The sequence below is a fragment of the Kribbella sp. NPDC051718 genome (assembly GCF_040681515.1).
Taxonomy (GTDB): Bacteria; Actinomycetota; Actinomycetes; order Propionibacteriales; family Kribbellaceae; genus Kribbella.
The window spans coordinates 165756-186286 of sequence record NZ_JBFAYZ010000003.1 but is presented as its reverse complement, the minus strand read 5'-3'; the positions used below and the strand labels follow the sequence as shown (position 1 = coordinate 186286).

General features: G+C 68.3%; 22 protein-coding genes. 11 read left to right on the top strand and 11 right to left on the bottom strand.

The annotated features are described in order from the left end of the window. Positions 1–59 precede the first annotated feature (59 nt). On the bottom strand, positions 60–1385 hold the full coding sequence (locus AB0M15_RS12515; RefSeq protein ID WP_363816914.1) for a glycoside hydrolase family 32 protein: 1326 nt from the start codon (positions 1383–1385) through the stop codon (positions 60–62). 73 nt (positions 1386–1458) lie between these two features. After that, complete coding sequence (locus AB0M15_RS12510; RefSeq protein ID WP_363816912.1) at positions 1459–2406, bottom strand: NADP-dependent oxidoreductase; 948 nt, start codon at positions 2404–2406, stop codon at positions 1459–1461. 49 nt (positions 2407–2455) lie between these two features. Here AB0M15_RS12510 and AB0M15_RS12505 point away from each other — a divergent pair, with 49 nt between their 5' ends. Next, positions 2456–3076 (top strand): TetR family transcriptional regulator, encoded by a 621-nt coding sequence (locus tag AB0M15_RS12505; RefSeq protein WP_363816910.1) that lies wholly within the window; start codon positions 2456–2458, stop codon positions 3074–3076. A 41-nt stretch (positions 3077–3117) separates the two neighbouring features. Here the strand turns inward: AB0M15_RS12505 and AB0M15_RS12500 are convergent, their stop codons facing one another. Together AB0M15_RS12500 and AB0M15_RS12495 are read right to left on the bottom strand one after the other, a co-directional pair. Then, positions 3118–5190 (bottom strand): phosphocholine-specific phospholipase C, encoded by a 2073-nt coding sequence (locus AB0M15_RS12500; RefSeq protein WP_363816908.1) that lies wholly within the window; start codon positions 5188–5190, stop codon positions 3118–3120. A gap of 65 nt (positions 5191–5255) precedes the next feature. Next, positions 5256–6347 (bottom strand): 3-deoxy-7-phosphoheptulonate synthase, encoded by a 1092-nt coding sequence (locus AB0M15_RS12495; RefSeq protein WP_363816906.1) that lies wholly within the window; start codon positions 6345–6347, stop codon positions 5256–5258. 257 nt (positions 6348–6604) lie between these two features. On the opposite strand from AB0M15_RS12495, the gene AB0M15_RS12490 reads away from it, so the two are divergent. The 3 genes from AB0M15_RS12490 (at position 6605) to AB0M15_RS12480 (ending at position 8118) form a co-directional block, all read left to right on the top strand. Next, on the top strand, positions 6605–7105 hold the full coding sequence (locus AB0M15_RS12490) for a GNAT family N-acetyltransferase (RefSeq protein WP_363816904.1): 501 nt from the start codon (positions 6605–6607) through the stop codon (positions 7103–7105). 122 nt (positions 7106–7227) lie between these two features. Then, positions 7228–7572 carry a hypothetical protein gene (locus AB0M15_RS12485; protein WP_363816902.1) on the top strand — a complete coding sequence of 115 codons (345 nt, stop codon included), beginning with the start codon at positions 7228–7230 and terminating at the stop codon, positions 7570–7572. 9 nt (positions 7573–7581) lie between these two features. Beyond that, the gene (locus AB0M15_RS12480; RefSeq protein WP_363816900.1) at positions 7582–8118 is read left to right on the top strand and encodes a histidine phosphatase family protein; all 537 of its coding nucleotides are present in this window, start codon (positions 7582–7584) and stop codon (positions 8116–8118) included. Here the strand turns inward: AB0M15_RS12480 and AB0M15_RS12475 are convergent. After that, positions 8115–9086 (bottom strand): MerR family transcriptional regulator, encoded by a 972-nt coding sequence (locus tag AB0M15_RS12475; protein ID WP_363816898.1) that lies wholly within the window; start codon positions 9084–9086, stop codon positions 8115–8117. The two genes, AB0M15_RS12480 and AB0M15_RS12475, sit on opposite strands and share 4 nt — an antisense overlap. 163 nt (positions 9087–9249) lie before the next feature. Here AB0M15_RS12475 and AB0M15_RS12470 point away from each other — a divergent pair, with 163 nt between their 5' ends. Beyond that, positions 9250–9543, top strand: coding sequence for a WhiB family transcriptional regulator (locus AB0M15_RS12470; RefSeq protein WP_083933465.1), 294 nt, complete (start codon positions 9250–9252; stop codon positions 9541–9543). Positions 9544–10366: 823 nt separating this feature from the next. Here the strand turns inward: AB0M15_RS12470 and AB0M15_RS12465 are convergent. After that, positions 10367–10957, bottom strand: coding sequence for an XRE family transcriptional regulator (locus AB0M15_RS12465; protein ID WP_363816896.1), 591 nt, complete (start codon positions 10955–10957; stop codon positions 10367–10369). A gap of 92 nt (positions 10958–11049) precedes the next feature. Between AB0M15_RS12465 and AB0M15_RS12460 the strand changes: the two genes are divergently transcribed. Together AB0M15_RS12460 and AB0M15_RS12455 are read left to right on the top strand one after the other, a co-directional pair. Next, the gene (locus tag AB0M15_RS12460; protein ID WP_363816894.1) at positions 11050–11688 is read left to right on the top strand and encodes a class I SAM-dependent methyltransferase; all 639 of its coding nucleotides are present in this window, start codon (positions 11050–11052) and stop codon (positions 11686–11688) included. Beyond that, positions 11685–12851: an MFS transporter gene (locus AB0M15_RS12455; protein ID WP_363816892.1), complete on the top strand. Its 1167-nt coding sequence runs from the start codon at positions 11685–11687 to the stop codon at positions 12849–12851. Before AB0M15_RS12460 ends, AB0M15_RS12455 begins: the two co-directional genes overlap by 4 nt. On the opposite strand, the gene AB0M15_RS12450 is transcribed toward AB0M15_RS12455, so the two are convergent. The 5 genes from AB0M15_RS12450 to AB0M15_RS12430 form a co-directional block, all read right to left on the bottom strand. Next, positions 12848–13216: a PLD nuclease N-terminal domain-containing protein gene (locus tag AB0M15_RS12450; RefSeq protein WP_363816890.1), complete on the bottom strand. Its 369-nt coding sequence runs from the start codon at positions 13214–13216 to the stop codon at positions 12848–12850. The two genes, AB0M15_RS12455 and AB0M15_RS12450, sit on opposite strands and share 4 nt — an antisense overlap. Before the next feature lie 70 nt (positions 13217–13286). Then, positions 13287–14174: an ABC transporter permease gene (locus AB0M15_RS12445; protein ID WP_363816887.1), complete on the bottom strand. Its 888-nt coding sequence runs from the start codon at positions 14172–14174 to the stop codon at positions 13287–13289. Next, complete coding sequence (locus AB0M15_RS12440) at positions 14161–14973, bottom strand: ABC transporter ATP-binding protein (RefSeq protein ID WP_363816885.1); 813 nt, start codon at positions 14971–14973, stop codon at positions 14161–14163. The genes AB0M15_RS12445 and AB0M15_RS12440 overlap by 14 nt, the downstream gene beginning before the upstream one ends. 45 nt (positions 14974–15018) lie before the next feature. Next, positions 15019–16098, bottom strand: coding sequence for an ABC transporter substrate-binding protein (locus tag AB0M15_RS12435; RefSeq protein ID WP_363816883.1), 1080 nt, complete (start codon positions 16096–16098; stop codon positions 15019–15021). A gap of 135 nt (positions 16099–16233) precedes the next feature. Further along, positions 16234–16320: a putative leader peptide gene (locus tag AB0M15_RS12430; RefSeq protein ID WP_363818422.1), complete on the bottom strand. Its 87-nt coding sequence runs from the start codon at positions 16318–16320 to the stop codon at positions 16234–16236. Positions 16321–16504: 184 nt separating this feature from the next. Between AB0M15_RS12430 and AB0M15_RS12425 the strand changes: the two genes are divergently transcribed. The 4 genes from AB0M15_RS12425 to AB0M15_RS12410 are packed head-to-tail and all read left to right on the top strand — an operon-like array spanning position 16505 to position 20440. Further along, positions 16505–17764, top strand: coding sequence for an FAD-dependent oxidoreductase (locus AB0M15_RS12425; protein ID WP_363816881.1), 1260 nt, complete (start codon positions 16505–16507; stop codon positions 17762–17764). A gap of 53 nt (positions 17765–17817) precedes the next feature. Next, positions 17818–18477: a DUF1365 domain-containing protein gene (locus AB0M15_RS12420; protein WP_363816879.1), complete on the top strand. Its 660-nt coding sequence runs from the start codon at positions 17818–17820 to the stop codon at positions 18475–18477. After that, on the top strand, positions 18474–19700 hold the full coding sequence (locus AB0M15_RS12415; RefSeq protein WP_363816878.1) for a cyclopropane-fatty-acyl-phospholipid synthase family protein: 1227 nt from the start codon (positions 18474–18476) through the stop codon (positions 19698–19700). The genes AB0M15_RS12420 and AB0M15_RS12415 overlap by 4 nt, the downstream gene beginning before the upstream one ends. 2 nt (positions 19701–19702) lie before the next feature. Continuing rightward, positions 19703–20440 carry an SDR family NAD(P)-dependent oxidoreductase gene (locus AB0M15_RS12410; RefSeq protein ID WP_363816876.1) on the top strand — a complete coding sequence of 246 codons (738 nt, stop codon included), beginning with the start codon at positions 19703–19705 and terminating at the stop codon, positions 20438–20440. The last annotated feature ends 91 nt before the right edge of the window (positions 20441–20531 follow it).

Here is a 20531-nt window from a genome sequence, read left to right as displayed (position 1 = left end):
CCCCAAAATCGCCCCGACTACTTGCCACCCTTCCTCATGTTGCGTTCAACTACCAGTGGTTAGCCCCAGATCGAGCTGAGTTCGTGCAGGGTGAGCGACTCGAGCTTCAGCGTGCCGTCGACGAAGAGCTCGAGACCATCGCAGTGGAGGTTGTAACTCTGGTACACCTCGCCGTCGTTGCCGAAGACCTCCAACTGGCCACGATCGACGAGCAACCTGAGCCTGACCTTGCCCTGCTGGGGCTTCAGTGCGGCACCGTCAAGCGCTTGAGCCTCGGCGTCGTAAACGACTTGGCGGTCGGTCTTCAGGCGGAAGCCGAACCGCTGCACGTTCTGTCCGTCGATCGTCGCCTCCAGCTCGTACGTGTCGGCCTTCACGTCCTCGAGGAGTTGCTTCGCGCTCGCGCTGTCGAGGGTGCGGTCCTGCCACGTCCGGGTCGAAGTCCGGAGGGTCGCGATCTCGGGGATCGGGGTGCTCACGACCCGCGGTCCGTCGGGCGTCCGCTTCAGCCGCTGGTCGACCGGGAAGGTCGCGTTGCCGGTCCAGATCGTGCCTTGATTCTCCCCCTGCCACGCCATCGAGACCACGCGGTCCTTGACGGGCAGGTTGGCGAAGGTCAGCGCCGCGTAGTACCCGCCGCCGGCGTGCGTATCGGTCTGGTTGAGCTTCTGCTGCGTCCGCGACAGCGGGTGGAAGGTCGTGCCGTCGAAGTCGCCGACGACGTACTCGCCGCTGCCGGCGCTCAACACCCACTTGTAGCCGCCTTCGAACGGCATCCGGACCATGTCCGGGCACTCGAACAGCCAGTCGGCCTGATAGCGGGAGCCGAAGGTCCAGTCGAGCAGGTTCTCCGACGTGTAGAAGTCGGCACCGTTGCCACCCTCGTCGGACCAGACGACCATGCCCCAATGCATGGCGACCGGATCCCAGAACACCTTCGGATCGCGGCTGGTCCGGGCGTTCGGCTTCACCACCTTCTTGCCGTCGGCAAAGGTCTTGAAGGTGTTGCCGCCGTCCAGGCTGTAGAAGATCTGTACTCCGTTGGTTCCGGAGAACACGACGATCGGATCGTCGTCGCCACTCTTCAGACCGGCGACGTTGCCGGTGTCGACGACTCCGCCGCCGGACCAGAGATCGCCCGGATGGACGCCGGGGTCGAGGGCGATCGGCTTCTGCTGCCAGTGGACGAGGTCGGTGCTGGTCGCGTGGCCCCAGTGCATGGTGTCCCAGACGAGGCTGTTCGGGGCGTGCTGGTAATAGAGGTGGTAGACGCCGCGGTAGTACAGCGGCGCGTTCACGTCGTTCATCCAGCCGCCGCGCGAACTGAAATGGAACTGCCCGCGGTTGTCCTCCTGATAATCCGTCGCCGGGTAAGGGAAGCTCATCCGACCCGCTCCTCCACAACGTTCGGCGGCGCGCCTTCGTCACCGGGTTGCAGCGCGCCCGTCCTCAGCGAGACTAGTGCAGCAGGATGATTTTGCCGCGGGCGTGGCGGGTTTCGCTTAGCTCGTGGGCGGCTGCAGCATCTTCCAGCGGGAATGCAGCGGCGATCGGCACCCGCAACTTGCCCTCGGCGGCGAGGGTGACGGCGATTTCGAGGCCGTGGATGGCCAGCGAGTCGGCGGCGCCGATCGACGCTCCAGTTTCTTCGGCCGGGGCGCTGTGGGACATGTGTACGCCGTGAGCCGCTGCGTCGAAGTCGGCGATCGTCACCACTCGTCCCGGGGCGCCGACGATGGCGATGAGGTCCAGCAAGGAACCGCCGGCGCAGTCGAATGCCGCGTCCACTCCGTCCGGCGCCAGCTCCTTGACTCGCTCTACCAGCCCCTCGCCATAGGTCGTCGGCTCGGCGCCGAGGGATCGCAGGAAGGCGTGGTTGCGTTCGCTCGCAGTACCGATCACCCGCGCGCCCCGAGCCACCGCCAGCTGGATCGCAACGGTGCCGACCGCTCCCGCTGCGCCCTGCACCAGCACGGTCTGCCCGTCCTTCACCCCCAGCCGATCGAGCACTCGGGTGGCCGTCTCGACACTACCCGCGGCACCGCCTGCCTCCTCCCAACTCCAGGTGGACGGCTTCAACGCCCAGCCGGTCAACACCGCGAAGTCGGCGTTGGCTGCGCGCCCGGTCGTGGACGTCATGCCGAACACCTCGTCGCCAACCCGTACTCCGGTAACGCCGGCTCCAACCTGATCCACCACCCCGGCAGCGTCGAACCCGGTCCGGTAAGGCAACGTCACCGGCACCAACTCGCGCAGCCGACCCGAGCGGACGTAGGTCTCACCCGGTGAGATCCCGGATGCCCGCACCGCGATCCGGATCTCCCCCGGACCGGCCTGCGGCTCCTCCACCTCGGCGACGCGCAGGACGCTGGGCGGACCATATTCGCTGAACTCGATTGCTCTCATGCGGCCGAACGTAACGGAGCACCCCGTCCGGTTGGCTAAAGTGAGAGCGGTGACGGCACAAGTGGGAACGAAGCTCCGCTCGGACGCCCGCGACAACCGTGATCGCATCCTGGTGGTGGCCCGGGTGGCCTTCGCCGCCGACGGTCTCGACGTGCCGATCCGGGAGATCGCCCGGCGGGCCGAGGTCGGGGTCGCGACCGTGTACCGGCACTTCGGGACCAAGGAAGAGTTGCTGACCGAGGCGTTCGCGCAGCAGGTGCAGATGTGCTCGGCGGTCGCCGAGGAAGGGCTGGCGGCCGAGGATCCGTGGCAGGGGTTCAGCCACGTGATCGAGAAGGTCTTCGAGATGCATGCGCTCGATCGTGGATTCGCCCGGGCCTTCACCTCGCAGCTTCCGCACACGGAGGGGTTCGCGGCCGAGCGCGATCGCTCGCTGAAGCTGCTGCTCGAGCTGATCCGGCGGGCGAAGAAGGCCGGCAGTCTGCGCAAGGACCTCGTTCTGGAGGATGTCGCCCTCGCGCTGATGGCGAACGAGGGCATCCGGGCGGAGTCCCCGCAGCTGAGGGTGGCGGCGTCGCGGCGGTTGGCCGCGCTGATCCTGCAGTCGTTCCAGGCGAACCCGGTCGCGACGCCACTTCCCCCAGCCGTACGGCTGCCGCTCAGCCGATAGAGCTGGCGGCAGCCGTTGGAGCCGTGACGCTCGAGGCAGGTTCAGCCGGTGATGCTCGGGGCGCCGTTCTCCACGTGGCCGCTCAGCCGGCGACGGAAGGTGGTGTCTTCGGCGGTGGTGATCTCCAGGTCGTACCAGCCCCGGTCGGTCGGCCAGGTGAGCGCCCGGGTCTGCTTGCCGCGGACGTCCTGGTTGATCGTCCGGCTGCCGTAGCCGCGGGCCTTGAGCTTCACGGTGAGCGGCTTGGTGCCGGTGTTCTCCAACTCGACGTGCAGCTCGCCGCGGTACACGCCGATCCGTACGTCGAGGCCGGCGGCGACGCCGTCCGAAGTACCGGCCAGCTCGGCCCAGAACCGGTTCGGGCCCTGGACGGCGAGTTCGTACGGTCCGCTGACCGCGATGTCCTGCTCGAACTCTCCCGCGACGTCGACATGCGCCGGTGCGGGCAGCTCACCGCCATACGGGTAGATCGCGAAATGGACCGCCTCGTCCCCATCATTGCCTAGCGCAAGCTTCAGCTTGCCGCCAGCAACAAACCCCGAAACCGTCGGCTGGTAAGGCAATGCGCGAGCTGGCCGCCGACCAGGCTCCTGCAGCGGAAGCGCCTGGCTCACCGGCGGCGTCGGCTTCCAACGAGAGATCGGCGCCGGTACCGGACCAGGCGCGTCCGTCGTCGGCTGCTTGTGCGACCGCTTGAAGTCGAACGCCGAGGTGAGGTCACCACACGCGGTCCGTCGCCACGAGCTGATGTTCGGCTCCTTGACGCCGGTCCACTTCTCCAGGAACTGGATCACCGACGTGTGGTCGGACACCTGCGAGTTCACGTGGCCGCCGACCGACCAAGGCGAGATGACCGTCATCGGGACGCGCGGTCCGAGGCCGATCGGGCGGCCGGCGTACCAGTCGTCGCCCTCGCCCGACGCGGGCCGCGGCGCGACCGGCGGCGGGACGTGGTCGAAGTACCCGTCGTTCTCGTCGAAGTTGATCAGCAGCACGGTCTTGGACCAGGTCTCCGGGTCCGAGGCGATCGCGTCGAGCAGGTCGTAGACGAGGTTCGCGCTGCCGACCGGCGTGGACGATCCGGGGTGCTCGGAGTCGACCGCCGACGGGACGAGCCAGCTGACGGCGGGCAGCGTGCCGGCCAAGATGTCGGCGCGCACGCGCGGCACGAGCGACTCGGGCTCGGTGCGGTGCATCGCCTTGAAGAAGAGCTTCTGGTCGGCGGCCGGCTGCTTCGCGACCGCGTCGGCGAGCAGCTTCAGCGCGACGGCCTGCTCGGCCGGGGTCTTCTCGAAGAGCTTGTCGTAGAACTCCTCGGTGGTGCGGTAGCCCGGCACGTCGGCGAGGATCCGGTGGCCGAGTTCCTTGAACGTCTTGAAGTACTCGACCGCGTTGTCGGTGAAGTTGTCCCACTCCTGGTAGATCTGCCAGGACACGCCGGCCGCTTCCAGCCGCTCCGGGTACGCCGTCCAGTCGTAGCCCTTGTGGTCGTAGGAGTACGCCGCGTTGGTGACCGCGCGTTGCGTCGTACCGGGCTCGAATCCGGTCGTACCGGACCACAGGTAGTTGCGGTTCGGGTTGGTGGAACCGTTCACCGAGCAGTGGTAGGCATCGAGGATGGTGAAGGTCTCGGCCAGCTCGTACTGCAGCGGGATGTCGCGGCGGTCGTAGTGCGTCATGGTCGCGGCGGTCTTGGCCTGCACCCAGTCGTCGTTCCAGCCGTTGCCCCAGGCCTGGGTCGCGTCGGTGTAGCCGTGCGCGAGCGCGCCCAGGTACTGGATGTCGTCCGGGTTCCGGCCGGCGTCGGCGGCCGCCTTGCGGATCGAGAACGGCAGCACCTCGCCGCCACCGGTCACCGGCTGGTGGAACACCGTCTTGCCGTTGCGCAGCCGCAGGGGCAGGGGGTCGCCGTACCCGCGGACACCGCGCAGCATGCCGAAGTAGTGGTCGAAGGAGCGGTTCTCCTGCATCAGCACGATCACGTGCTCGATGGCGTCGAGGCCACCGGGGCGGATGGGCTGCGCCATCGCCGCGTGCAGCGACGGCGGGAGCAGCGAGAGCGCTACCCCACCGGCCGCGGAGCCGAGAACAGTGCGGCGGGAAATCTCAGTCATGCCCCGGACAGTAGGTCAGGACCTGGCTGTCCGGGGATGCCCCGGAGTGTTCCTTCTTCAGAAGTTCACGCGCCCGTACGACGCTTGATCGCGGCGTCGCGCAGCCCCTCCAGCACCGTCTCGGTGGTCTCCCAGCTCAGGCAGGCGTCGGTGATCGACTGTCCGTACACGAGCGGCTTCGTCGGGTCCAGATCCTGACGTCCCTCGACCAGGAACGACTCCAGCATCACGCCGACGATCGCCTGGTTCCCGTCGGCGACCTGCTGACCGATCTCGGCCGCGACGATCGGCTGCCGGTGGTGGTCCTTGCGGCTGTTGCCGTGGCTGGCGTCGACGACGACGCGCTCGGGCAGGCCGCCCTTGCGCAGCAACTCGGTGGCGCCGGCGATCGAGTCGGCGTCGTAGTTGGGGCCGGCGTCGGAGCCGCGGAGTACGAGGTGGCAGTCCGGGTTGCCGCGGGTGTGCAGGATCGCGGGCGCGCCGTCGTGGTCGATACCGGTGAAGACATGCGGGACGGCGGCGGCCTTGATCGCGTCGACGGCGGTCGCGATGCTGCCGTCGGGGCGGTTCTTCATGCCGATCGGCATCGACAGGCCGGACGAGAGTTGCCGGTGCACCTGGCTCTCGACGGTCCGGGCGCCGATCGCGCCCCAGCCGACGGTGTCCGCGATGTACTGCGGGGTGATCGGGTCGAGGAACTCGCAACCGACCGGCAGGCCCTTGGCCAGTACTTCGAGCAGCAACGCGCGAGCAGTCCGCAGGCCGGTGTTCACGTCGCCGGAGCCGTCGAGGCCGGGGTCGTTGATCAGGCCCTTCCAGCCGAGCGTCGAGCGGGGCTTCTCGAAGTACACGCGCATCACCACGAGCAGGCCGTCGGAGAGCCGCTCGGCGATCGGGGCGAGGCGTTCGGCGTACTCGAGGGCCGCCTTCGCGTCGTGCACGGAACAGGGGCCGACCACAACGAGCAAGCGGTCGTCGGTGCCGTTCAGGACATCGGTGACCGCTTGGCGGCCGGCGACGACGGTCTCGGCCAGTTGTTGCGTGAGCGGCAACTCTTCGTGCAGGGCGAGCGGGGTGATCAACGGGACGGTCTTCTCGATCCGCCGGTCGACGACAGCGCCCTCGGAGATCGGTCTGGCCTGTGGCTTGGTGTTCATGGTGGGGAACCTTTCCGCCGGTACTCCGCGGTGATCCCGAGGTCAGCGCCGGCTGAGAATGAGAAAAGGCAAGGACGAGTGTCCTTGCCTCGAGAGCCGGCTGGTGGTTCTTGGTCGGGCGTCAGCGATCGGCTGAGCTGCCCGGCACCACAGCCGGCCACTCAAAAAATCGCCAATAGCAACGCTTCACGTCGCCGACGATATCACCCAGCGCAATCGGGTGGCACCGGGGCCGGTCGTCATGGTTGCCTCAGGCCATGACCACCTCCGCCACGATCCGCCTCTCCCGGGTCGACGAACTGCCGCTGCTCCAGTCGATCGAGAAGGCGGCCGGGGTGCTGTTCCGCGAGATCGGGATGGCTGATGTCGCCGACCATCCGCCGCCGTCGCTCGCGGCCTTCGAGGCGTACCAGCGGGCGGGGCTGGCATGGACTGCCGCCGGCGAGGACGACGTGGCGGTGGGCTTCGTGCTGGTGAAGCTGGTCGATGGGTGTGCGCATATCGAGCAGGTGAGCGTTCATCCGGCCCACGGGCGACAAGGCATCGGGCGGTCGCTCATCGACGAGGTCTGGCGGTGGGCTGCTGCGCGGGGTTTACCTGCGTTGACGCTCAGCACCTTCCGGGACGTCGCCTTCAACGGGCCGTACTACGCGCGGCTGGGGTTCACGGAGTTGGTGGAGCTCACGCCGGGGCTGGTGGAGATCCGGCGGGCCGAGACGGCGATGGGGCTGGACCCGGCGGAGCGGGTGTTCATGTGACGCGAGTAACCGGAAGCGGGCGTGCGTCGTTGAGGGTCGCAACAGGTTGAGGCTTTCACTGAGGACTCTCAAAGGGGTGCGCGCACGGTGGCAGGTCCGCTCGGGGGTTCAGGGGTGTGTCGGTGAGGCCGCGGACTTTCGAGCTGGTCCGCTATCGCGATCTCAGCGGGGTGTCCGGGACGGGCGTGGTCGCCGAGGGGTGCGTGTTCACGGACGGGTCGGTCGCGCTCCGCTGGCGCGGTACGAACCCGGCGACGGCGGTCTGGCCCGACATCGAGTCGGTACTGGCCGTCCACGGCCATCAGGGCGCTACGGAGGTCCGCTGGCTCGAGAGTGAGCCCGAGGTTGAGCTGGAGCATTTGTTCGGAGGGCAGCACAACGTGCGGCCGCCGAGTTCACTGTCCGATCCTTCCGCGCTTCCGCCAAGCCGCGCCAGAGGCTGGGCGGGGGCCCGACATCTGAGGTAGAAGGTTCCCGTGACCCAGATCTACCTGGTCCGGCACGGTCAGCCCGACTATGCGCCGGTGGATAGCTGTGGCTGGCCCGGAATGGCCACTGACGCCGCTCCGCTCACCCCGGAGGGCGCCAAGCAGGCCGAGGCCGTTGCGGACCTCCTGAGTGGCATCGGTGCCACATACCTGGTCAGCTCTCCGTTCACCCGGGCGCTGCACAGCGCCGCGATCATCGGGCACCGGCTGGCTCTTGGCGTACGGGTCGACTACGACCTGCGCGACTGGCTGCCGGACAGTACCGGCTCCTGGCGCGGGGTGGCCGACGTGCGGGCGGCCGAGGCCGAGCTGGATGAGTACGACGGCGAGTGGCCGGAGGGGATCCGCCGGGCGTGGGAGCCGCTGTCGGTAGTGCGGGCCCGGGCTCGGGAGGCGCTGGCCCGGCACACGGCGAGCACGGACGGGCCGGTGCTGGCGATCACGCACGCCATGGTCATCCGGGCGCTGACCGGTGAGCGCGGGGTTGAGCATGGCAGGCACGTGTACTTCAGCTACGAGGCCTAGGGGCGCACCGCCGCCACCAGGGCGCTGACGGCCTCGGCGAGGGTGCTGACCCAGCCGTCGGGCTTCCCCAGCGTCTGCCAGCCGGGTCCGCCGACCACGAGCTGGTACGACGGCCTGGTGCGCGCCAGGGACCGCAGGGCATCCCGGTCGGCTGTCGCGGGCGCACTCGACCAGATGAAGACGGCGGCCGGGCGGATCCGGCGTACGGCGTCCGAGAGCGAGTTGACCGGGGTTGCTGCGCCCAGGGTCCGCACCTTGATGCCGCGCTCGGCCAGTGCGGCCGCCACGGCCAGCAGCGGCAGTGCATGGTCCTCCCGCTCGAGACAAGCGAGTACTACGGCCCGCTCACTCTCGACGGGCTTGAGGCGCTCGACTGCGCGGCGGGTGTGGTACCGGAGGCCGCTGGCGACCGCGTCCGACGCCAGGTGCTCCACCTCGACGCAGGCGCCCGTCCGCTCCCACTGGTCGCCGACCTCGACCAGTAGCGGCATCAGCCGGCTGGTCCAGGCTTCGACCGCGCCGGACTTGTCCAGGCTGCGCGCGACCTCATGGGTGAGCCGGTCGCCGTCCAGGGCGTTCGCCAGCTCGAACAGGTCGGTCAATTTGTCCGGTCCGTCAGTACGGGACCGGGCTGATCGGCGTACCGGCAGGGGTTTCGGCACTGCGTGTGACCGTCCGCGGGCGCCTTCGGCAACGGAAGTGGCGGATGTCACAGTGGGTGATTGCGCGGGGTAGATCCGGTCACGAACCGAGGCCGCTGCCTCGGCCGTCGGAACCCCCTGGTCGATCAGCCGGAGCATCGCCCGGAGCCGGGCCAGATCCTCCGGGCTGTACCGCCGGTGACCGCCCGCTGACCTGGCACTTGGGCTCAATCCGTACCGGCGCTCCCAGCTCCTCAGCGTCGGCGCGGCGATCCCGAGCCGGCGCGCGGCAGCCCCGACGGTGAGGGTCTCGGAGCTGGTCGGCACGGCGTTCATGATGCCCGCTCGACCCCCCGAAACCCCGGAATTCGACGCTCGCGGATAACAACTCGACGGACTTTCATCAGAACAAGGGTTGAACTGCGCATGAGTTGAGCATAGTTTTCACCGAGCGCCCGTCCGCGCTCACGGTGAGTCATAGGAGGTTGCCATGTCGAGAGGGATGCCTCGCCTACCCCGCCCGCTCATGGATCTGTGGGACTGGCAGTCGCAGTCTGCGTGCCGCGACGTCAACCCGGAGCTGTTCTTCTCCCCCGAATCGGAGCGTGGCGTTCGCAAACGCGCTCGCGAGATGGTGGCCAAGTCGCTCTGCGGTACCTGCCCGGTCCAGCCCGAATGCCGTCAGCACGCCCTCTCCGTCGGAGAGCCGTACGGCGTCTGGGGTGGAACCACGGAATCCGAACGGGACAACGTAGTACTCGCCGAACACAGGAAGTCCGCCTGACGGCCGCCGGGTGAACCACCCCGACCCACCCGGGTCCGGCCCTGCCGCCGGACCCGGCCCCCGATCCCCCAGCAGCCTCATCTGCTGAAGATCGGCCCACACCTCGCACCAGGCCCCTGCCCCCTGGCAACGATTGCAGCCATGCCCCCAGACGGGCTCGCAACGCCAGCTCCGCTGCGCTACGAAGGCTGCGTCGCGCCTCGATGCACTTGTGCCGCGGTGGGTGCTGGGTGCGGATTACTGCGGAGGCTGCCGCCAGGACGCGGGTGAGTTCGCGCGCATGTGCGACCGAGTTCGCAACGCTCTCGCAGCGTTGGGCAACGCCTGCGGCTCTTCGCAACGCTCGCGACCCTTGGCAACGCCCACGGCTCTTCGCAATGCCAACTGCATCGCCGACCTGGTGCATCACCGCCTGGTCGGCGAACGCTTGGGCTTGTGCATCACCGCCTTGTCGGGCCCCAGCAGACAGCTCGCGACGCCTGCTGGGCTGCGCTTGCCGTGTAGCACCCCGCCAGAGCCTGCCGCGCTACCCCCACCCACGATGCAGCCGGCGCAGCGAAGCGAAGCAGTTGCCGCGAGCCCCCGGGTAACGAAGCAGGCAGGCGTCCTGCTCCTCCCCAGCCCGGGACCGCCGCGCCAGCGTCCCGCCCGCGATGCAGCCTGCGCAGCGAAGCGAAGCAGGCGCCGCGAGCCGACCGCACCACCCAGCCACCGGAGCGCCGTGCCAGCGTCAGCGTCCCGCCGGCGATGCAGCCTGCGTAGCGAAGCGGAGTGGGCGTCGCGAGCCCGGGGCGGCAGGCGGAGTGCGGGCTGGGTGGGTGGGTTAAGGGAGTTTGGGGGCGGCTCGGATGTGGGCTCGTTCGCCTTGTTTGCCTATCAGGCTCAGGTATTCGACTGGGCCGGCACTGGTGGAGCCGAACCAGTGCGGGGTGCGGGTGTCGAACTCGGCGGCTTCGCCTGCTTGCAGGAGCATGTCGTGTTCGCCTAGGACGACCCGCAGGGTGCCGTTGAGGACGTAGACCCAGTCGTAGCCTTCGTGGGTACGGAGTTCGGGCTCGGCATTGTCATCCCCGGCCGGGCGAATGAACTTGTACGCCTGGATGCCGCCCGCCCGACGCGTGAGCGGCAGGATCGTTGCCCCGTCGCCGGACGCGATCGGGCGGAGGTTGATGCGCGGATCGCCGGTCGGAGGCGCGTCGACCAGCTCGTCGAGTGTGGCGCCGTACGCGCTCGCCAACGGCAGTAGCTGCTCGAGCGTCGGCCGGCGCAGGCCCGCCTCGAGGCGGGACAGGGTGCTGACGGAGATACCGGTGAGCTCGGAGAGGTCGGCGAGCGTGATGTCGCGCCGGAGCCGGAGCTGCTTCAGGCGGGGGCCGACTGCGTTGAGGGTGCGGTCGATCGGGTTGTCGCTCATTCCGCCAGTTTGCCATTCGGCAACAAGGTTTGCCATCCGCCCGACGTCGAGCCAATCTCGGAAAGGCAGGCGACGACGCGAAGGAGCAGCCGATGACGTTCGGCAAGGACTACTGGAATCAGCACTGGCAACCCACCACCACCGCCATGGAGCGCAACCCACCCAACCCATACCTGGTCGACGCAACCGCCAACCTCACCCCCGGAACCGCGCTCGACGCAGGCTGCGGTGCAGGCGCCGAGGCGATCTGGCTCGCATCCCAGGGATGGCAGGTGACCGCGGCCGACATCTCCCGCACCGCCTTAGACAAGGCGATCCATCACGCGGCCGGACTCCCGATCACCTGGCTAGAAGCAGACCTCACGGTATGGACCCCTGACACCCAGTACGACCTGGTCACCACCCACTACGCCCACCCCACAATCCCCCAACTCGCCTTCTACCACCGCCTCTCCACCTGGGTAGCCCCCGGCGGCACCCTCCTCCTAGTCGGCCACCTCCACACTCCACACTCCGACCCCGAGCACGAGCACGGAGGTCACGGCCACAGTGGTCGTGGACATCAGCCGCCCGCCGAGGCGTCGGTCGGGCTCGCGGACATCACGGCTGGGCTCGACGACGCCAAGTGGGAGATCGTCGCCGCCGGAGAACACACCCGTACGATCCCGGGCCGCTCGGCCGACCTCCGCGACGTCGTAGTACAGGCAACTCTCAAACCAAGGACGTCATGAACGCCAACCAGGCGCTACCGATCCACGCCCCCGCCACCACCATCCAGGACCCACGAAAGCGCCGCGCGATCCTCATCGCCGTCTGTATCGCGTTGATGGCGGTGATCGCCTCGGTCTCCGGGTTGAATGTCGCCCAACCCCAGCTAGCCCTGACCTTCGACGCCTCGCAGAGCACCGTGCTCTGGATGATCAACCTCTACACGATCACCCTCGCCGCACTACTCCTCCCACTCGGCGCACTAGGCGACCGGCTGGGCCGCAAGCCGATGCTGCTCGCCGGCCTGATCGTGTTCGGCATCGCCAGCATCGCGGCCGGCCTCGCGCAGTCGACCGAGGTCATGCTCGCCGCCCGCCTCCTCAGCGGTATCGGCGCCGCGATGATCATGCCCGTCACCCTCGCCGTCATCACCTCGACGTTCCCGGACGAGGACCGCTCCAAAGCAATCGGCGTCTGGACCGGAGTGGCCGGCGGCGGAGGCCTCCTAGGCATGTACCTGTCCGCAGTACTGGTCGACGTAGCAACCTGGCGCTGGCTCTTCGTCCTCCCGGCAGCCCTCGTCGCCACAGCCATCGCCCTGACCCTCCACTCCATCCCGAACTCAACCGAGCCGGCCTCACACCGGTACGACGCGGTCGGCTCGCTCACCTCCGTCGTCGCCGTGGTCGGCCTGGCGAGCGGCTCCGTCTCGCTGCTCACCGTGTTCGGCGTACAGGCTGGGATCTTCGTCGTTCTGTTCCCGTACTTCCAGGCGGTACTCGGCTGGTCGGGCCTCCGCTCCACGCCTGGCCCCTCGACCGAAGCCATCACCAGCGCCCTCCCCCGCGAACGCCAAGGAGTCGCCTCCGCCCTCAACGACGTCACCAGAGAGTTCGGTACTGCGCTCGGCGTCGCCCTACTAGGAGCAGTACTCTCCGCCGGCTACCGCAACGCGATCGACTCCCGCCTAGACGGCCTCCCCGCGAGCACCGCCGCCCCCGCCCGCGACGGCATCGCCAACGCGATCGCCGCAGCCAACGACGCCGGCCCTCGAGCTGAGGCGCTGATCCGGGCCGCCCAAGACTCCTTCGTCACCGGCTGGCAACACGCGATGTGGGTCGGCGCAGGCATCATGACCGTGCTGTTCGCCTACGTCGTCGCCCGCGGCCCCCGCACCGAACGCTAAGGCTTGCCTGCCTCAGGGTCCTCGTCTTCTGAGGTGTTGTCCTGCGGCTCCGGCTCGGGGGGTTTGATGGTGGTTCTGGGGTCGCGGTAGCGGTCCAGGGAGCGGAGGAAGTCTGGGTCGTCGTCGGGGGCTACCGGGCGGGTGGTGGGTTTTGTCTTGGGGACGGCTGCTCGGTCGCGGCGGACGGCTTCGGTGCGGGACATCAGGAGCCAGACGATCGGGCCGACGAAGGGCACGAAGACGATCAGGACTATCCAGACCAGTTTGGGCAGGTACGGGACGTCTTCATCGCGTGTCTGGATGCAGGAGAAGAGCGCGTAGACGCTCAGCACCAGGCTGATCAGGAACGGCAGAAATCGGACCACGCTCCAACAGTACGGGCACGGGAGGATCGGTGCGGGCAGTTGACGCCGATCCTCCGGTTACGGGATGCGGTCAGTTGGTGGCGCCGGTGAGACCGCGGGCGCGGAGGACGGAGTTCTCCAGGGGGCGGAAGACGAGCAGTTCGATGCCTACGCCGACGATGAAGATAAGAAGGATGCCGGCGAAGACCATGGAGATGTCCGAGAGGGACATGCCGTTGTGGAGGAACTGGCCCAGGCCCTCGCCGAGGTCTGGTGACGTGGCGATCAGTTCGGCGGCCATCAGGGAGCGCCAGGAGAACGCCCAGCCCTGCTTCAGGCCGCCCAAGAAGCCAGGCAGCGCGGCGGGGAGCAGGATGTAGCGGATGCCGCCCCAGCGACCAGCGCCTAGAGCCTTGCCCACGCGCGGCAGGATCGGTGGTACCTGGTCCAGGCCGGACACCAAGCCGTTGGCGATGGACGGGACAGCGCCGAGCAGCACGACCCAGTAGATCGCCCGGTCGTTCAACCCGAACCAAAGCACAGCAGCCGGCACCCACGCCACTGACGGGAGGCTCTGCAGCCCGGAGACCAGCGGCCCGATCCCCCGCCGTACGACGCTGAAGTTCGCGATCGCCAGCCCGAGCGGTACCGCGATCAGCAGTGAGAACGCGAACCCGATCACCGCCCGGTGCACCGACACCCAGAACAGCTCGACGATGTCGCCCGACGTCACCAGCTGCCAGACCTGCGACCACACATCCGCCGGCGCCGGCAGCTTGTACTCCGGCCAGAAGGCGGCCGCCCACAACACCTGCCAGATGACCACGAACAGCACGATCGCCGCGACCGGCGGCCACAACTTCGACAGCGTCCGGCGCAGCAGGCTCCCGTCCGGCGCGTTGACCGGCGTATCGAGTGCGTCGAGCCCGGCCTCGACCGAACCCGGTTCCAACCGGTCCTGGACGTCAGGCTGCGGCATGACTGCTGATCACCTTCCGCAGAGCACCGTTGATCTCGTCGACGGCCGAGGTCTCCCCCGCACCCGACAAGCCGTCGACATCCCACTCGCGCACGACCCGCCCGGGCCGCGACGACAGCAGTACTACGCGCTGCCCGAGCCGCACCGCCTCGCGTACGTCATGGGTGACGAACAAGATCGCAGTACCGGTCGCCCGCCAGATCCGCAACAGCTCACCCTGCAGTACGTCGCGGGTGATCGCGTCCAGCGCCGAGAACGGCTCATCCATCAACAGCAACGACGGCTTACCAGAAGCCGAACCGGCCGAAGTGTTGTCCGAGGTCGAAGCCAACGCCCGAGCCAGCGCCACCCGCTGCCGCATACCACCGGACAGCTCGTGCGGCCGCTTGTCGCCCAGCCCACCGAGCCGTACCAACTCCAGCAACTCAGCAGCCTTGGCCCGTCGCGCAGACTTCGACACGCCCGCCATCCGCAGCGGCAACTCCACATTGCCCGCCGCGGTCAGCCACGGCATCAGCGCCGCCTCCTGGAACACCACCGCCGGCCGCGACGAACTCAGCTCGATCCGCCCGGTGGTCGGCTTGTCGAGCCCCGCAACGAGGTTGAGCAGCGTCGTCTTGCCGCAGCCGGACGCGCCGAGCAGGCAGACGAACTCACCGGCCGCGACCTCCAGGTCGACGCCCTCGAGCGCGACCACCGACTTGTGGCCGTGCCCGAACGCCTTGCCGACCTGGTGGAACCGTACCGGCCGTACTGCGCCGCTGGTGGCCGTCCTGCTGGCTTCGACTGTCGCAGTCATCGTCTGCCTCCTCGTTGCGGAACTGTGGGCACTTCGGGGCGACCGTTACTTCTTGTCGAGACCGGCGGCGTCGACGGTGGGCTTGCCGGCCTTGGTGAGTACGTCGTTCAGCGGCCCGAGGTCGGCGAACCCGGAGACGTTCGGCGCCGTCTTGGCGATACCGGCCGTGACCTGGTCCTTCGCGAGCTGCGGGAACTGCGCGGCGATCGGGTCGGCGGTGGCGGTGATGTTGCCGAACGCCCGGTCGATCACGGCCGGCTTCAGCGCCTTGCCGGTCAGGTCGAGCAGCTGCTTGTTGACCTCGGTCTTGGCCGCGGTCTTGTCCGAGTTGATGAAGTCGATGGAAGCGACCAGGCCGCCGAGCAGCTGCCTGACCGTCTCCGGGTGCTCCTGCAGGAACTGGGTACGCACGATCAGCACCGTGGTCGGGAACTTGCCGTCCGGCCACAGCGACGCCTCGTCGAGCAGCACCTTCGCGCCGGCGTCGAGGACGAGTCGCGACGACCAGGGCTCCGGCAGCCAGGCGGCGTCGACATCGCCCTTCTTGAAGGCGTCCAGGGTCGCCGCGTTCTCCAGGTTGGTGACCTTGACCTTGTCGGTCAGGCCCTTCTCGGACAGCCACTTCTTCAGCGACACGTCCTGGGTGTTGCCCAGCTGCGGCGTGACGATGGTCTTGCCGACCAGGTCCTCGGGCTTGCTGATCGTCGGCTTCACGACCAGCTGCGCGCCGCCGGACGTCGTACCGGCGATCAGCCGGACGGCTGCGCCGTCGGACTTCGCGTAGGCGTTGATGGCCGGGCCGGAACCGATGAAGGACGCGTCCAGCGAACCGCCGAGCAGCGCGCCGACCGCCTCAGGGCCGGCGTTGAACTTGGTCGGGACGAGCTTGGTGGCACCGAGCTCCTTGGTGAACAGCCCCTTGCCGAGGCCGACCAGGGCGGCGGCGTGCGTGACGTTCGGGAAGTAGCCGAGCCGCAGCTCGGTCGCCGCGCCCTTGTCGGACGCGGCGGCCGGGGCCGTCTTGCCCTCGTCGGCGCGCGAGCAGCCGGCGACGGCGGCGAGCAGGGACAGTACGGCGGCCGAGGCGGCCAGAACACGGGCAGGACGGAAGCTCGTGATGCTCACAGGAGAAACCTTCGGGTGCGGGCGACCGGCGGGGTCGCGGGCGGGATGTTCAGAGCGGGGCTGGACAGAAAGCAGCCGGCCTGACCGGATGCGGTCAGGCGTGCCCAGGAAGAGCACTGAAGGGAGCGCCGAAGGTCAACAGGTTGCGGAGGCGACGCGGAGCAGGTCGACGTGCCGACGGCGCGTGAGCGCGTCGGCTGGCCGGTTGGCGGTGACCTGCATGCACACCATGAAACCGGACAAAGTCCATCAACGGGCTCTGGTTTCGCGATGTGAGACGACAAATCACGATCTGAGACATTTCAAGCGATTGACACCTGGACCGATCACCTCCCGGTTCCGCTCCGAAGTACTCCCGAAGCGTTCTGAACTTGTTCAGAACTTATGCAGCGGGAAAGGCTTTCATATGAGCGGCGACCGTCCTACCGCCGCGGTGCTGGGCTCGGGAGTCTCCGGCCTGACCGCGGCCCACCTGTTGAGCAGGACCCATGACGTGACCGTCTTCGAGGCCGACGACCGGCCCGGCGGCCACGCGCACACGCATGACCTCACCGATTCCGCCGGCCACGGCCTGCGCGTCGACACCGGCTTCATCGTGCACAACGAGCGCACCTACCCGAACCTGCTTCGCCTGTTCGCCGAGCTCGGCATCCAGACCCAGCCGACCGAGATGAGCATGAGCGTGCACTGCGACGGCTGCGGTCTCGAGTACGCCGGTGGCCGCGGCGCCCGTGCCCTGTTCAGCCAGCCCCGCCGCGCGGCCGATCCGCGCTTCCTGCGGATGCTCACCGAGGTACCGCGCTTCCATCGCGAGGCGAAGGCGGTCATCGAGGCCGGTGACGACGGGCTGACCTGGGGTGAGTTCCTTCACACCCACCGCTTCTCGCCGTACTTCCGGAAACACTTCGCCGTGCCGCTGGTGTCCTGCGTCTGGTCGTCCGGCTCGGCCGACGCCGAGCGCTACCCCGCGCACTACCTGTTCCGTTTCCTCGATCACCACGGCATGCTCACGGTCAGCGGCTCCCCCAAGTGGCGCACGGTCACCGGCGGCTCCCGCACCTACGTCGACGCCGTCGTCAGCAGGCTCCAAGCAGTCCGTACGTCGACCCCGGTCCGCGCCGTACTACGCCACGACGACGCCGTCGAGGTGATCACCGACCGGTCCGAGGAGTTCGACCACGTCGTCGTCGCGACGCATGCCGACACAGCACTCGAACTGCTCGGCGACGCGACGCCCGAGGAAAAGACCCTGCTCGGTGCCTTCGACTACTCCGTCAACCCGACCTGGCTGCACACCGACACCGCAGTACTGCCGCAGGCGGCCAGTGCACGCTCCTCCTGGAACTACCGCATGCGCAGCTGTGACACGGCCGAGCCGCAGGTACTGGTCAGCTACTGGATGAACCGCCTGCAGAACCTGCATAGCCCCGACGAGCACCTGGTCACCCTGAACCCGCAGGGCTGGGTAGACCCCACCAAGGTGATCGCCCAGATGACCTACGCCCACCCCATCTTCACCCCGCAGTCAGTAGCCGCAGCACCGGTACTACGCGCCGCCGGCGGCCCCCGACTCGCTTTCGCCGGAGCACACCTCGGCTGGGGCTTCCACGAAGACGGCTGCCGATCAGGAGCCGAAGCAGCCCAACGCCTTGGCGCCACATGGTGAGCCACCCGCAGGTGCCCGCCATCGTCTCCGGGCACGTCAGTCATTCGCGCCGAGTGCCACTGCGACATCGGTTCCGCTACCGGACATACCAGTGGCTGGTAGACGTCGACCATCTCCCCCGCCGCCGGTTCTCCGCCAAGGACCACCTAGGCCTTGGCCCGTCCTTGCGGGACAACGTCGCCACCTTCACTGCCGCCCAAGGCGTCCAGCTGCGGCCGGACGACCGCGTGCTGATGCTGGCCAACGCTCGCAGCCCGTTCGGCTTCGTCTTCGACCCACTGACCGTCTTCTGGTGCCTGACGAACACCGGCGACCTGCGCTGCGTAGTACTGGAGATCCACAACACCTACGGCGAGCGCCACGCCCAACTGGCACGCCCTGACGCCGCAGGCCGTTTCACCCTCCCCAAGCAGTTCTACGTCTCCCCCTTCTTTACAGTCGACGGCCGGTACGACGTAACGCTCCGTCTGGACGCCGAGCACATCTCTGTAGCGATCGACCTCGTCCAGCACAACCGCCGCGTCTTCACCGCCGCCTTCACCGGCCGACCCCGGCCTGCCAACCGCCGGGCCGTGCTGGGAGCGGCATTGCTCACACCATTCGTCACCTATCAGATCTGGGCGCTGATCCGAATGCATGGTGTCGCGCTCTGGCTCCGCCGCCTGCCGGTGATCCACCGCGACCCCCACATCCCACCGGAGGGAGTCCGATGAGTTCCCTGCCCCTGGTCGACGCCGAACGCTGGCCGGCCGTCGCCCGTACCCCGCACAGCCCCGTCCGAGCCGCCGCTGCCCGCCTGATCCTGCGCCGAGCAGTCCGTGACCTTCCACTGATCGTTCTGCTCCCCAACGGCAGTCGACTCGGCGCCGGTGGTGCGGGTGCTCCCGTGATGGAGATCGTGTCCGACGCCTTCTTCCACCGGATCGGCGCGGATCTCAAGATCGGTTTCGGCGAGGCGTACCTGGCCGGCGACTGGCGCCCCGCCGCCGGCACCGACCTTGCCGACCTACTGACGGTCTTCGCCAAGCAACTCACCAATCTCGTACCACCAACCCTGCAGCGCTTCCGCAAGCTGATCGAGCAGCGGATGCCGTCGTCCGAGCTCAACGACCGGTCCGGCGCGCGCAACAACATCGCCCGCCACTACGACCTCTCCAACGACCTCTTCGCAACGTTCCTCGACGAGACGATGAGCTACTCGTCGGCCTGGTTCGAGACCCACGAGGAGGACCTGGAGACAGCGCAACGCCGCAAGATCGACGGCATCCTCGACTACGCCGACGTCCGCGAAGGAAGCCGGGTACTGGAGATCGGTACCGGCTGGGGTCAACTCGCCATCCAGGCCGCCGAACGCGGCGCGACTGTCACCTCGGTGACCCTGTCCGCCGAGCAACGAGACCTGGCCCGCAAGCGAATCGCCGAGGCCGGTGTCAACGCAGAGGTCGAGCTACGCGACTACCGAGACGTGCACGGCCAGTACGACGCGATCGTCAGCGTCGAGATGATCGAAGCCGTTGGTGCGCAGTACTGGCCGACGTACTTCGCGACGATCGACCGGCTGCTCGCCCCCGGCGGACGGTTCGCGCTGCAGTCGATCACCATGCCGCACGACCGGCTGCTCGCCACCAGGCACGCCCAGGGCTGGATCCATCGGTACATCTTCCCCGGCGGCCTGATCCCCTCGCTGACCGCGATCGAGCAGATCGCGGGGACGGCCGGCGGGCTCGAGATCGCACATCGCCGCGACCTCGGGCCCGCTTACGCCCAGACCCTCCGGCTCTGGCGCGACCGGTTCACCGCGCATGCCGCCGAGGTCGCCAACCTGGGCTTCGACGCCGTCTTCCGGCGGATGTGGGAGTTCTACCTCGCATACTCCGAGGCCGGTTTCCGGGCCGGGTACCTGGGAGTTTCCCAACTCGCATTGGTGAGGAAGTAGCCATGGATCTCACTGGCCGCAGGGTCTGGGTAGTCGGTGCCTCGTCGGGCATCGGCGCGGCGCTGGCCCGCGAGCTGTGCCTCAGGGGAGCACAGGTCGCGGTGTCCGCGCGCCGGGCGGACGCGCTGAAGGAGGTCGCCGGCGAGTGGATGACCGCGGTGCCGTGCGACATCACCGACGCCGACGAGGTCCGGCAGGCGGCTGGGGTGGTCGCGGCCGAGCTGGGCGGGATCGACATCGCCGTCCTCAGCGCCGGGTACTGGAAACAGATGGGCACCGACTTCGACGTCGAGTCGTTCAACCAGCACCTGGCGGTGAATCTCGGCGGGATGGCGAACTGCCTCGGCGAGCTGATCCCGCGGATGAAGGCGCAACGAGCCGGAATGATCGTCGGTATCTCCTCGGTCGCCGGGTATCGCGGCCTGCCCGGCTCGGAGGCGTACGGCGCGACGAAGGCCGCGCAGATCAATCTCCTCGAAGCCCTGCGAGTCCGCCTCCGCCCGGACGGCATCGACGTGCTCACTGTCTGTCCCGGCTTCGTCGAGACCGAGATGACCTCGGACAACAGCTTCCCGATGCCTTTCATCGTCTCCGCGGAAGAGGCCGGGCGGGCGATCGCGGACGGGATCGAGCGCCAGTCCACCCGGATCGTCTTCCCGTGGCAGATGTCACTCCTGATGCGTATTTCCCGCCTGGTGCCCGATCGGTTGTGGGCACTGGCTCTCACGCCTCGGTCCTGAACTGTCCAGATCAGGACATGGCTGTTGCTCGGGGGTCGGACGGGTGCATACGGTCCTCCGGGACCTTCCCGCCTTGTGAGGAGCTTGCCTG

Coding starts and splice junctions, on each gene's coding strand:
- AB0M15_RS12515 (WP_363816914.1), bottom strand. CDS start 1,385: ATGAGCTTCCCTTACCCGGCGACGGATTATCAGGAGGACAACCGCGGG.
- AB0M15_RS12510 (WP_363816912.1), bottom strand. CDS start 2,406: ATGAGAGCAATCGAGTTCAGCGAATATGGTCCGCCCAGCGTCCTGCGC.
- AB0M15_RS12500 (WP_363816908.1), bottom strand. CDS start 5,190: ATGACTGAGATTTCCCGCCGCACTGTTCTCGGCTCCGCGGCCGGTGGG.
- AB0M15_RS12495 (WP_363816906.1), bottom strand. CDS start 6,347: ATGAACACCAAGCCACAGGCCAGACCGATCTCCGAGGGCGCTGTCGTC.
- AB0M15_RS12490 (WP_363816904.1), top strand. CDS start 6,605: ATGACCACCTCCGCCACGATCCGCCTCTCCCGGGTCGACGAACTGCCG.
- AB0M15_RS12470 (WP_083933465.1), top strand. CDS start 9,250: ATGTCGAGAGGGATGCCTCGCCTACCCCGCCCGCTCATGGATCTGTGG.
- AB0M15_RS12465 (WP_363816896.1), bottom strand. CDS start 10,957: ATGAGCGACAACCCGATCGACCGCACCCTCAACGCAGTCGGCCCCCGC.
- AB0M15_RS12460 (WP_363816894.1), top strand. CDS start 11,050: ATGACGTTCGGCAAGGACTACTGGAATCAGCACTGGCAACCCACCACC.
- AB0M15_RS12455 (WP_363816892.1), top strand. CDS start 11,685: ATGAACGCCAACCAGGCGCTACCGATCCACGCCCCCGCCACCACCATC.
- AB0M15_RS12445 (WP_363816887.1), bottom strand. CDS start 14,174: ATGCCGCAGCCTGACGTCCAGGACCGGTTGGAACCGGGTTCGGTCGAG.
- AB0M15_RS12440 (WP_363816885.1), bottom strand. CDS start 14,973: ATGACTGCGACAGTCGAAGCCAGCAGGACGGCCACCAGCGGCGCAGTA.
- AB0M15_RS12430 (WP_363818422.1), bottom strand. CDS start 16,320: ATGCAGGTCACCGCCAACCGGCCAGCCGACGCGCTCACGCGCCGTCGG.
- AB0M15_RS12425 (WP_363816881.1), top strand. CDS start 16,505: ATGAGCGGCGACCGTCCTACCGCCGCGGTGCTGGGCTCGGGAGTCTCC.
- AB0M15_RS12415 (WP_363816878.1), top strand. CDS start 18,474: ATGAGTTCCCTGCCCCTGGTCGACGCCGAACGCTGGCCGGCCGTCGCC.
- AB0M15_RS12410 (WP_363816876.1), top strand. CDS start 19,703: ATGGATCTCACTGGCCGCAGGGTCTGGGTAGTCGGTGCCTCGTCGGGC.